This is a genomic window from Halobiforma nitratireducens JCM 10879, from assembly GCF_000337895.1.
Lineage (GTDB): Archaea > Halobacteriota > Halobacteria > Halobacteriales > Natrialbaceae > Natronobacterium > Natronobacterium nitratireducens.
Genome location: NZ_AOMA01000058.1, coordinates 1 through 10,677, shown reverse-complemented (window position 1 = coordinate 10,677; position 10,677 = coordinate 1). Strand labels below are relative to the sequence as shown.

The 10,677-nt window shown below is 66.2% G+C and carries 12 protein-coding genes and 1 pseudogene; 5 read left to right on the top strand and 8 right to left on the bottom strand.

The annotated features are described in order from the left end of the window. Positions 1-1,197: 7,8-didemethyl-8-hydroxy-5-deazariboflavin synthase subunit CofH (gene cofH / locus C446_RS04250; protein ID WP_006671830.1), on the top strand; the 1,197-nt coding region annotated here is incomplete at its 5' end. Between the two features lie 212 nt (positions 1,198-1,409). Here cofH and C446_RS04245 read toward each other — a convergent pair. From C446_RS04245 to C446_RS04230, 4 genes and pseudogenes are all read right to left on the bottom strand, one after another. After that, entirely contained in the window at positions 1,410-1,868 is a 459-nt protein-coding gene (locus tag C446_RS04245) for a DUF2267 domain-containing protein (RefSeq protein ID WP_006671829.1), read from the bottom strand. Between the two features lie 116 nt (positions 1,869-1,984). Beyond that, positions 1,985-2,971, bottom strand: a complete 987-nt coding sequence (locus C446_RS04240) for an LLM class flavin-dependent oxidoreductase (protein WP_006671828.1) — start codon at positions 2,969-2,971, stop codon at positions 1,985-1,987. 86 nt (positions 2,972-3,057) lie between these two features. Further along, the gene (locus C446_RS04235) at positions 3,058-3,804 is read right to left on the bottom strand and encodes a GIDE domain-containing protein (protein ID WP_006671827.1); all 747 of its coding nucleotides are present in this window, start codon (positions 3,802-3,804) and stop codon (positions 3,058-3,060) included. 106 nt (positions 3,805-3,910) lie between these two features. After that, positions 3,911-5,538, bottom strand: a pseudogene (locus C446_RS04230) (amidohydrolase). Between the two features lie 140 nt (positions 5,539-5,678). Here C446_RS04230 and C446_RS04225 point away from each other — a divergent pair. The 4 genes from C446_RS04225 (at position 5,679) to C446_RS04210 (ending at position 8,237) form a co-directional block, all read left to right on the top strand. After that, entirely contained in the window at positions 5,679-6,113 is a 435-nt protein-coding gene (locus tag C446_RS04225; protein WP_006671826.1) for a hypothetical protein, read from the top strand. A gap of 58 nt (positions 6,114-6,171) precedes the next feature. After that, complete coding sequence (gene hmgA, locus C446_RS04220) at positions 6,172-7,404, top strand: hydroxymethylglutaryl-CoA reductase (NADPH) (protein WP_006671825.1); 1,233 nt, start codon at positions 6,172-6,174, stop codon at positions 7,402-7,404. An 89-nt stretch (positions 7,405-7,493) separates the two neighbouring features. Next, positions 7,494-7,700 carry a hypothetical protein gene (locus tag C446_RS04215; protein WP_006671824.1) on the top strand — a complete coding sequence of 69 codons (207 nt, stop codon included), beginning with the start codon at positions 7,494-7,496 and terminating at the stop codon, positions 7,698-7,700. Positions 7,701-7,814: 114 nt separating this feature from the next. Continuing rightward, positions 7,815-8,237, top strand: a complete 423-nt coding sequence (locus C446_RS04210) for a CBS domain-containing protein (protein WP_006671823.1) — start codon at positions 7,815-7,817, stop codon at positions 8,235-8,237. Between the two features lie 76 nt (positions 8,238-8,313). Here the strand turns inward: C446_RS04210 and C446_RS04205 are convergent, their stop codons facing one another. The 4 genes from C446_RS04205 to C446_RS04190 form a co-directional block, all read right to left on the bottom strand. Next, positions 8,314-8,652: a hypothetical protein gene (locus tag C446_RS04205; RefSeq protein ID WP_006671822.1), complete on the bottom strand. Its 339-nt coding sequence runs from the start codon at positions 8,650-8,652 to the stop codon at positions 8,314-8,316. A 103-nt stretch (positions 8,653-8,755) separates the two neighbouring features. Then, on the bottom strand, positions 8,756-9,280 hold the full coding sequence (locus C446_RS04200) for a DUF5817 domain-containing protein (protein WP_006671821.1): 525 nt from the start codon (positions 9,278-9,280) through the stop codon (positions 8,756-8,758). A gap of 80 nt (positions 9,281-9,360) precedes the next feature. After that, positions 9,361-10,011, bottom strand: coding sequence for a DUF7504 family protein (locus tag C446_RS04195; RefSeq protein ID WP_006671820.1), 651 nt, complete (start codon positions 10,009-10,011; stop codon positions 9,361-9,363). Continuing rightward, on the bottom strand, positions 10,008-10,677 hold a 670-nt coding region (locus C446_RS04190), incomplete at its 5' end, for a GAF domain-containing protein (RefSeq protein WP_049920021.1). The genes C446_RS04190 and C446_RS04195, both read right to left, overlap by 4 nt.

Genomic DNA, 10,677 nt, shown 5'->3' with positions numbered 1-10,677 from the left:
CGCGTCCTCGAGGCCGCGGATCGACGCCGGGCCGAGGTCGTCGGAGAGGAGGTGACGTTCACCGCGAACCTCAACAACAACGTCACTACTGCGTGTAACGTCGGCTGTCTCTTCTGTAACTTCAAGGACACCGCCCACACCTTCGAGCGCGACGCGGAGGTCGAGACCGAGGGGTTCACGAAGACGCCAGCGGAGTCTCGAGAGATCGTGACCGACGCCGTCGAACGGGGGATTTACGAGGTCTGTTCGGTGTCCGGCCTCCACCCGGCCTTTGCCCTCGACGGGGAACACCGCGAGGTCCTCGAGGCCCACCCCGATCCGAAAGCGGTCAACTACACCCCCCCTGAGGTCTACGAGACCAGCCCCGGCACCTACGTCGACCAGATTGCGGCAATGAGCGTCGACAGCGTCCACGTCCACTCGATGACGCCCGAGGAGGCTTACCACGCCCGCCGCGGGACCGACTGGTCCTACGAGGAGGTCTACGGCCGACTGAAGGACGCCGGTCTGGACACTGTTCCGGGGACTGCTGCCGAGATTCTCGTCGACGAAGTCCGTGACGTGATCTGCCCCGGCAAGATTCGAACCGACGACTGGCTCGAGGCGATGGAAGGAGCCGCAAACGTCGGTCTCGGCCTGACGGCGACGATCATGTACGGTCACGTGGAAAACGAGGCCCATCGCGCGTTGCACCTGAAACGGGTCCGCGATCTCCAAGAACGGGTCGACGGTGCGATCACGGAGTTCGTTCCCCTCTCGTTCGTTCACCAGAACACGCCGCTGTACGAACACGACGTCGTTGCCGGGGGTGCAAGCGACGACGAGGACGAACTGATGATCGCCGTCTCACGGCTGTTCCTCGACAACGTCGATCACGTCCAGTCCTCGTGGGTGAAATACGGTGACGAACAGGGGCTGAAGATGCTCAACTGCGGCGCGGACGACTTCATGGGGACGATCCTCTCCGAGGAGATCACTAAACGCGCGGGCGGCGACTACGGCGAGTACCGCTCGTTCGCCGACTACGTCGAGATGATCACCTCGATCGGCCGGACACCGGTCGAACGGTCGACGGACTACGAGAAACGACGAGTGATCGATCCCGGCGATCCACCCTTCGGTCCGCAACTCGGCCCGAACGCCGACGGGACGCCGTTGCTCGAGGCCGAGGAGCGACACACGCCGGCAGACGACTGACTGTTCGTCGGGGCTCTGCTGGCAGCGCGTTCCGGGGCGAGTCGCTGGCGAACTCCGTCGGGGGGTCGGCCTTGCTCGACCCCGCTCGATCGCTCGGTCCCTCGATCGCTCAGTCGACCCCTCAGTCGATCGCTCTCTCGAGACCCTGTTGTCCCTGATCAACGGACGCGAGATGGACGATTCGCGACCGAGCCGAGTGGCCCGGCGAGCCGTTACTCTCTGGTGTCCCAGGGTTTGGTTTCCGCGTCGACGAACTCGAAGAGGTCGTCGAACTCCGCGGGCAGTTGGTTCTCGACGTTCGCGAGGTCGCCGCCGGGGACCAGCTGGCTGACGAGTTCGATCACCGCCTGGCTTCGGTAGACTGCCTCCGCGGGGTCGACGTCCCCAGGCGTACCGTAGGCGGCCTCGAGGTCCAGGTCGTCGTAGTTCAGTTTCGCCTGCACGCGGTCGACGAACTCGTCGAAGCCGAACGTGTGGCCGTGATCGGCCGCCAGCAGGTAGCGATCGATCTCCATCGGCAGCGGGCCCGCGATGTCCGTCGCGCCACCCTCCCCGACGCGTTCGCCGAGCGTCTGGAGGACGGCGCGGATCGTCCTGACGGCTTCGGCCTGGGTCCCCGCTTCGACTCGGTGCTGTACCTCGCCGACGAAGTCGTTGTAGCTCGTCGCCATAGAAACCACCTAGAGATTGACACGCCCCGGCGGAAAAACCATAGGCTGGCTCTCGCAGGGCGAGATCGGTCGGTCCGGCTGATTCTTCGTAGCCGTACCCTCAGTCCCCTCAGTCCTCACCCGTCCGGCGCGAACGCCGTCATCGTCGCCTCGAGCGTCTCCGTCGCGGCCGGTTCCGGGAGGACGATCAGCGGCTCGTCGATGCCGGTCCCGTCGACGAGCGACCGGAGCCGCTGGCGTGCGTCGTCCGGCGTGGCAGCGATACCCAGATCGTCGACCATCTCGTCGCTGACGGTCTCGGCGGCCTCGTCCCGGTCGCCCGACCGCCAGGCGTCGGCGATCCGATCGGCCCGTTCGGGGTAGGCCATCGCGACCGCGTTCCGGTACCCTTCGCCGCTGCCGACGTAGTAGGCGACGTGTCGGCGGATCGTCCGGCGCGCCCGGTCGCGGTCTTCGTTGACAGCTGCTGGAACGTACGGCGCGACGGTGATCGACTCCGGGTCACGGTCCCGTTCCCGAGCCGCACCGGCGACTTCCTCGAAGGCCGACTCGAGTTCCGAGAACGGGATGTTGTGTGGGATCCACCCGTCGCAGAGTCTCCCGACGACCCGCCGGTTCGCCGGCCCGAGCCCGGCGTGATAGATCGGCGTCGGCTCGGCACTGTCCTCGAGGGCAGGGAAGTCCGCAACCGAGAGCAACACCCCGTCGTAGTCGACGGGGTCGCCGTCGGTGGCGAGAAATCGGCGAACGATCTCGATGGTCTCGTGGGCGCGACGTACCGGCCGGTCGAACGATCCACCGTGGAGGTCCTCGATCGCTTTCGGCGTGCTCGTCCCGATACCGAGAGTGAACCGACCCCCAGATGCGCGCTCAAGCGACGCGGCAGTCATCGCGAGGACGGCGGGCGACCGCGAGTAGACGTTGAGGATGGCGCTACCGAGGGCGATCTCGTCGGTACGGGTCGCCAGCTCGGCCAGCTGGACGACGGCGCTTTCGCCCCAGAGCTCGCCGAGCCAGAGGCTGTCGTAGCCGAGTTCTTCGGCACGAACCCCTCGCTCGACCTGTTCGGCGTCGCCGGCCGTGAGTACGAGTCCGACGTTCATGGCTGCGTGCTCGACGGCCAGAGAGAAAAGCGACGGTGGTGCTCTCACGCTCGAGAGAGAGTAAGAGAGTGACGAACGGCGGCTGCCTAGAGTGCAAAGACCAGCCCGACCGTCACCGCCAGGATGCCAGCGGCGATCCACAGCAGGGGTCCTTTCGCCAGTCGGCGGGCAGCCACGTGCTGGGAGGCGTCCGCCACGACGAACGTCGGCGCGTCGGGCCCGTCCTCGATCACCGCGCTGATGTCCCGCATCGTCTCGCGGGCGTCGACATCGTAGCGCGACTGGCCGAAGACGTACGCCTCCTCGCCGGGCTCGAGCCGGCGCTCGTGGTACTTCCGATCGTTACCTGTGGCGATCTCGACGACTTTGAGATCCAGCGACGTGTTCTCGGACTCGAGGTCGGATTCGGTCGCGAGAAATTCCGTGATCGGTTCGGGCTCGGGATCGCCGCCGCCGACGTGGACCGTCTCTTCCGTCGAGAGCGCGAGTTCGGCACCTGCCGGATCGACGCGGACGCTCGCGGTCGTATCCTCGAGACGGAACGGAACCGCGCCAGCGCCGTCGTCGACGGTGTTCCACGAGGAGTTGTCGCCGCTGGACTGGTACTCCTCGACCTCGTACTCGTAGGCGAGACAGTCGGTTCTCGAAAGCGGTGCCGACAGCACGCCGTCGATCGGCTCGGCCGTTCCCTCGAGTTCGACGGGGCCGTCCACTCGCTCGGCCGAGACGATGTCGTCGGTCTCACCCTGGTAGACGTGGTACGCGGGCCGGAGTTTCGCGAGGCCGGCCACGATCACAGCGCCGCCGATACCGACGAACAGGAGTTCGAACATCGGTGGGTGCCTCGAAGGAGAAGGCGATAATAGTGTCGGTCCCTGGACACCGGGGCTGTGAGCGCGGTCCCGTCGAGAACGCGTTCCGTCCTCGACAGCCACCCTCTCAGCGATCGTCCCGATCGAAAACGATCTCGCCGTCGACGACTGTCTTCGTCACGTCGATCTCGTCGATTCGGTCGGCTTCCTGCTCCCGCTCCCGCTCCCACGGTGACGCCTCGAGGACGACCAGATCCGCGCGCTTGCCGACCTCGATCGTTCCCAGCCGATCCTCGTCGAAGCCGGCGTAGGCCGCGCCGTGGGTGTAAGCCCGCAGTGCCTCGGTCACGGTGAGCCGCTGGGCCGCCGTCGGTGCCGTGACCGCGTGATGGACTCCCAGCAGGGGATCGAGCGGCATGCAGTCCGAACCGAAAGCCAGTGGAACCCCCGCATCGACGAGACGCCGGAGTCGGTTCGTCCGCCGCCGCCGGTCGTCGCCAAGCCGCTGGTCGTAGAGCCCTCCCGCAGCGGCCCAGCGGTGGAAATTCGGCTGCATGGAGGCGACGATTCCGGCTTCCGCCAGACGCGCTATCTGTTCGTCGGTCGCGAGCTCGACGTGTTCGATCCGGTGGCGCGAGCCCGCGGGATCGCTCGTCCCCTCGAGTGCCGTGATCGTCTCCTCGATCGCGTCGTCACCGATCGCGTGGGCCGTGATCTGGAATCCCTCGTCGTCCGCCCGGTCGACGATGTCGCCGAGTTCGTCGGGGTCGACGACCCACTCGCCCTGTCTCTTATACACATCTCTGANNTCTCGGATGTCTCGGATGTCTCGGTCCCCTCGCCGTCCTCCCCGCTCTCGCCATCCCCGACGTACGGCTCGAACAGCTTCGCCGTTCGAGCGCCGATGCTGCCGTCGGTGTAGGTCTTGATCGCGCCCGTTTGCACGCGGTCGCTACCCGCGTTCGTCGCCAGGCCGACCTCCGAGACGGCCTCGAGGTGGTCGGCCCAGTAGTTGAGCCGTACCCTGGTCGGCAGGTCGCCGGCAGCCTCGAGGTCGCGGTAGACGCGCGGGGCCGCCGAGTTGCGGACCATGTCGTGGACGCCCGTGACGCCGCGTTCGACGGCGTACTCGAGGCCCGCGGTGACCAGCTCGCGGGTCTCCTCGTACCCCGGGGCGATCCCCTTTCGAACGACCTCGGCGGCGTCCTCGACGACGACGCCGGTCGGCTCGCCGTCGGGACCGCGACGAACGTCGCCCGCCGGGAGGTCGTCGTCGAACCGCTCGAGGGCGACGGAGTTCAGCGACGCGGCGTGCATGTCGATCCGCAACGCGACGACGGGTCGGTCCTCGCTGACCCGGTCGAGGTCCGTCCGAGTGAGCAGGTCGCGGTCGCCGTCCCACTCGCTCTCGTCGTAGCCAAAGCCCTGAATCCACTCGTCGTCGGTCTCCACAGCGCGCTCGGAGAGCAGCTCCAGGCAGTCCTCGGCGCTGTCGGCGTCCGTGAGATCCGCGTGGACCAGATACCGGCCGAGATTCTCGACGTGGGTGTGAGCGTCGATAAAGCCCGGCAGGAGCACCCGGCCCTCACAGTCGATCACGTCGGTCTCGACGCCCTCGAGGAACTCGACCTCGTAGGTCGTCCCGACGCGGACGATCTCGCCGTCGCGGACGGCGACGGCCTCGTGGACCTCGTCGGGTTCCGTCAGCGTGTGCACCTCCGCGTTCGTGAACAGTCGATCGGCGGCCTCGGTCATCGTTCACACAGGTTCGCTCGAGGGGCAAAAACGGTACTGATCGGCCATCCGGTCCGGTGCTGTCGGCAGACGAGAGACGCCTGGGGGTCCGATACTCGGAACCAGCAGAATATAATACATTTCCCTTCGAGGGTGTTCGTATGGTTTCCCGCGAAAACCGTGTCATCGCCGCCTCGTTCGTCCTCCTCGTGATCGCTATCGGCGTTCTGACCGCGATCGACAGCGCCCTCGAGGTGTCGCTGGGAGAGCACCCGCTTCCCGCGTTCCTCGTGGTCGTCGGCATCGCGGTCGTCCTGCCGCAGTTGTACCTCGCGGCGACGACGCCCGACGATGGCGAGGAGATATCGCCCCGCGCACGCGTTCGCTTCGCCGCCGTCGCGATCGCGGCCTTCGCGGTGCTTTTCGCCAGCGACGTGTTGCTCACTGGCGTTGGGGCCGCCCCACTCGAGGACGCCGAAACGCTCCAGAACCTGGTCATCCTGGGGATCGGCGGGCTCGCAGTGCTGGGGCTGATCGCCTCCGAGTTCCTCGCGGGCTACCGGTCCGACTCGAGCCCGGACGACGACCTTCGGTGACGGGCCGGACCCGACGGAATCAGCAATCCTTAGGACGGCCGCCCGTCTCCACCGACACATGACCACGACCGATCCCGCCGAACTCGCGGACCGCGTCGCGGACGGCGACCTCCGGCTCCACGAACTCGAGGACGAGGCCGACCACGAGACGGCCGCCACGGCCCGGCGGTTGCTCGTCGAACGCGAAACCGGCGTCGACCTCGAGGCCGTCGCCGACTACACCTTCGACGCCGAGCGGGCGGACCCCAACATCGAGAACATGATCGGCGCGGCCCAGGTACCGATGGGCGTCGCCGGTCCCGTTCCCGTCGACGGAAGCGCGGCCGCCGGCGACTACTATCTCCCCCTTGCGACGACGGAGGGGGCGTTGTTGGCGTCGGTCAACCGTGGGCTGTCGACGATCCGATCGGTCGGCGGCGCGACCGCTCGCGTCACGAAAAACGGCATGACGCGTGCGCCGGTGTTCCGGGTCGACGGCGTCGCCGAGGCCTCCGAGGTCGTCGAGTGGGTCGGCGACAACGTCGGTCGGCTGCGCGAGGCCGCCGAGTCGACGACGAGCCACGGCGAACTGTTAGACGTCGAACCCTACGTCGTCGGCGACTCCGTCTACCTGCGCTTTGCCTACGACACCAAAGACGCGATGGGGATGAACATGGCTACCATCGCGACCGGCGAGGCCTGCGAGATCGTCGAGGCGGAGACGCCGGCTTCGCTGGTGGCACTGTCGGGCAACCTCTGTTCGGACAAGAAGCCAGCCGCGATCAACGCCGTCGAGGGCCGGGGCCGCTCCGTGACCGCGGACGTCCTCATCCCCGGCGAGATCGTCCAGGATCGACTCCACACCACGCCCGAGGCCATCGCCGAGGCCAACACCCGAAAGAACCTGACCGGCAGCGCCAAGGCCGGCAGTCTCGGCTTCAACGCCCACGCCGCGAACGTCGTCGCCGCGGCCTTCCTCGCAACCGGCCAGGACGAAGCCCAGGTCGTCGAGGGAGCCAACGCGATCACCACGATGGACGCCAGGACGAACGAGGACGGGACGACGGACCTCTATGCCTCCGTCTCGCTTGCCTCCCTCGAGGTCGGCACCGTCGGTGGCGGGACGAAACTGCCCACCCAGGCCGAAGCGCTCGAGGTCCTGGGTCTGCGCGGCGGCGGCGATCCGGCAGGGTCGAACGCCGACGCCCTGGCGGAGATCATCGCCGTGGGTGCGCTGGCGGGCGAACTCTCCTTGCTGGCGGCACTGTCCTCGCGACACCTCGCGAGCGCACACGAGGACCTCGGTCGGTAGTAGCGGAGCCGTTCGTCCTGTCGGTCTCGTGGCGTCGTCGTGGTTCCGAACGGGAAAACATATACCACGAGACTCACAGCGAGAGCGTAATGACCGACAATCGAACCGTCCGCGACATGCTCGAGCGAGTACGAGAGCGGCGTCGGCGCAAGCGCTGTCCCGACTGCGACGGCGTCGTCGGTATCCGTGGCTTCGATGGTGACTACCGGTGGGAGTGTCTCGACTGTGATGCGATCGGAATCGGCTACGCGACCCGTGGGGACGCGCTTCGCGGAATCGGTCGACGCCACGGGTGAGTAAATCGGCGGCTCGCCGGTCCCCGGCTCTCGTCTCAAGTCTCCTGACAGACAAGCTCCGTTCGATGTACGGTGTGGATTTATGCCCGTGTCAGTGGGAGGAAGGGCCGGATCATGCCTATCGAAAACCTCGCTCGAAGCGACGTTGTAACGGCACAGGAAGACGACTCCGTCGAGGAACTCGCCACGCACATGGAAGAGTCACACGTCGGCAGCATCGTCGTCACGGACGGCGACGAGCCGATCGGCATCGTCACCGATCGGGACCTCGCGACCCGCGTCCTCGGTAACGGGATGGACCCGTCCGAAGCAACCGCACGCGATGTCATGTCCGACGACCCGGCTACCGTCGACCACGATGCGGGGTTCTACCAGGCAACCGAGATGATGAGCGAGCACGGCGTCCGTCGGCTCCCGGTCTGTAACGACAGCAACGAACTGGTCGGGATCATCACGTACGACGACCTCAGCGAACTGCTCGCCGACGAACACATGCATCTCGCAGACGTGATTCAGGCCCAGCGACCGGAGTACTGACGCGTTCGCCGGCAACGGGAAACGAGACTCGAGACGCCAGGCCGAGTATCGAAGCCGGAACCACGACGGCCGCCGGCTACTTCTCTCGAGCACGAACGGTCGCGACGGCCACGTAGCCGCCACCGACCAGCAACAGGGCGTAACCGCCGAGCAACTGGAGCAGGCTCGCAGCGATCGCAACGAGCCCGAGGCCGACGCCCGCAGCCAGGTGTGCGAGCGCGAAGTCCCGTCGTCCGTACGCGCCGTGGAGAGCTCCGACCGAGAGGAACGTAAGGGCGAACGCGCCGATCGCGAGCGTCGTCGCGTCGACTCCCAGGATGGTGTCGGCGACGACGGTCCCGTAGGCCAGTAGTGCAATCGCGATCACCGTCCCGACGCCGATCGTCAACTCCTGTACGTCGACCGTCTCTGCCATTACCGATCGTTTCGTCCGTGACGGCAAAGTGCTGACGTTCTACGGCGAATTCCACACATCAGGATACAGCCGCGAGGACGCCCACAACCGCGAGGACACTACGCTACAGCTTCCGGTACCGGCCACGGCTCTCGCTGACGACACCTCGTCGCGTCAACTTCTCGAGAGCGTCCCGTACGTACGTTGCGGAGACCCCACGGTCGCCGGCATAGGCGACGACCTCGTCCTCGGTCGGTCGCTCGAGTTCCTCGAGGGCCCGTTCGACGATCTCTTTTTTGCTGCCACTGCGGGTCGGCCCCCGCGGATCGCGGTCGCCGGCCGCCTCGACCGCGTCGACATCGAGACCTGACTCCGCGAGGTATTCGTCGTCGTCGACGACGCCGTCACCGACCTCGTCTTCGAGCGCGTCGAACGAATCCAGTTCCGCGAACCGTTCGCCCTCCCCCTGGCGGTTCGCCAGCATCGAGGCCCGCACGTCGCGAGCGTGGTTCGCATCCTCGGTCTCGACGAATTTCTTGCGCTTCTCGTAGGCCCGGCGCGAGCCACATCTGGGACACTGAGTCGTCTCGGAGCGACCCTCGAGGAGCCAGAGATGCGAACACTCGCTGCAGCCGACGACGGCGTACATGCTATCTACTATCGCTCTGGAGGGCCTGGCAGTTCAACGTTTCTTCGCGGACCCGAGACGGCGGAGGCGTCTCCCGACGACTACAACGAGACGTCGACCGGCCCGTCGATTCCGAGACCGCTCGTCGTCAGGGTCACTTCTCCGCGGCCGGTCCGTTCGACCTCGATCCGTCCGGTGAAGGTGGTCTCCATCCCCGAGATCAGGCTGTCGACGTCGGTCTCGAGGTCGGCACTCCTGTCGAGGGCACAGACGCCGATGCCGTTCCCACGCCGGAGTTCGGTGAGGAAGTTCGTGTTGAGAAACCGGTAGACGGACCGAACGTCTTCGACTTCGCCACAGATCGTCGAACACAGGAAGATACCGGCACGGAACCGATCGGTTGTCTGCTGGGCCGACGCGAGGAGTGTGGAGAACTCCATGCCGAGCGTCGTGAGATCGCCGATGTCGTCGACGGTCTTGAGGTCGTCCCCCCGGGCGGGTCCCTCACAGGCCAGGATCGAAGACCGGGAGCCCGCATCCCGCTTTGCGTCGTCGAGCAGGCGCTGCATGGCCCGGCCGCCGCTGTTCGTCGCGAGGACGATACTCCGCTCGTCCGCTTCGGCTGCGACCAGGCGAGCGAAGACGGTCTTCAGAGCTTCGGTGTCATCGCCAGTCAACAGGATCGACGTACCGTCATCGATCTCCGCTGTAAACAGCGGATCAACGGAGAAGGCCTTGGAGTGGACGCTCATCGGTCCACCTCCGTTGCCGCGTCTCCTCCCTCACGACTCTCGAGTACCGCCTGTCGAAGCTCGAGGATTTCCATCGCGGTGTCGGCATACTGCTCGAGGGTCTCTCGCTCCTTGGGGGAGTAGCTCCGTGGTTCGTGATCGAGCACGCAGACCTGGCCGATCACCTGGCCGTTCGGCGCGGTCATGTTCGCCCCGGCGTAGGAGACGATCCCGAGGTTCTCGAGCTGTTCGTTCTCGCTGAACCGCTTGTCCTCGGCGATGTTCTCGACGACCATCACGTCCTCCTGGAGCATGCTGTGGGTACACATCGTATCCTCCCGGGTCAGCGAATCCCAATCCGCGCCGGTACAGGCGAGGAAGTTCTCCTCGTCTTCCTCGATCAGGCCGACGAACGAGACCGCGACGCCGAAGTGATCGGCGATGAGATCGGTCAGACGGTCGAAACTCTCCTCGATCGGAAGCTCGTCGATATCGTACTCCGCGAGGGTCTCGAGGCGTTGCTCTTCGTCGTCGGGCTCGAGGAAGCCGACCTGGGCGCTGTGGTCGATCACGTCGTTGACGATGAACTGCAGCCGATCGGTCGTGTCCCAAACTCGTCTAGAGTCGTAACTGACTCCTGTGGAAACAGGGTCACCTCTGGTACCTACCCCGAAGTGACCCATGCAC

Excerpts from the sequence above, each read along its gene's own strand:
- C446_RS04210 (WP_006671823.1), top strand. The coding sequence starts at position 7,815 with ATGCCTATCGAAAACCTCGCTCGAAGCGACGTTGTAACGGCACAGGAA.
- C446_RS04215 (WP_006671824.1), top strand. The coding sequence starts at position 7,494 with ATGACCGACAATCGAACCGTCCGCGACATGCTCGAGCGAGTACGAGAG.
- C446_RS04205 (WP_006671822.1), bottom strand. The coding sequence starts at position 8,652 with ATGGCAGAGACGGTCGACGTACAGGAGTTGACGATCGGCGTCGGGACG.
- C446_RS04245 (WP_006671829.1), bottom strand. The coding sequence starts at position 1,868 with ATGGCGACGAGCTACAACGACTTCGTCGGCGAGGTACAGCACCGAGTC.
- hmgA (WP_006671825.1), top strand. The coding sequence starts at position 6,172 with ATGACCACGACCGATCCCGCCGAACTCGCGGACCGCGTCGCGGACGGC.
- C446_RS04240 (WP_006671828.1), bottom strand. The coding sequence starts at position 2,971 with ATGAACGTCGGACTCGTACTCACGGCCGGCGACGCCGAACAGGTCGAG.
- C446_RS04195 (WP_006671820.1), bottom strand. The coding sequence starts at position 10,011 with ATGAGCGTCCACTCCAAGGCCTTCTCCGTTGATCCGCTGTTTACAGCG.
- C446_RS04225 (WP_006671826.1), top strand. The coding sequence starts at position 5,679 with ATGGTTTCCCGCGAAAACCGTGTCATCGCCGCCTCGTTCGTCCTCCTC.
- C446_RS04200 (WP_006671821.1), bottom strand. The coding sequence starts at position 9,280 with ATGTACGCCGTCGTCGGCTGCAGCGAGTGTTCGCATCTCTGGCTCCTC.
- C446_RS04235 (WP_006671827.1), bottom strand. The coding sequence starts at position 3,804 with ATGTTCGAACTCCTGTTCGTCGGTATCGGCGGCGCTGTGATCGTGGCC.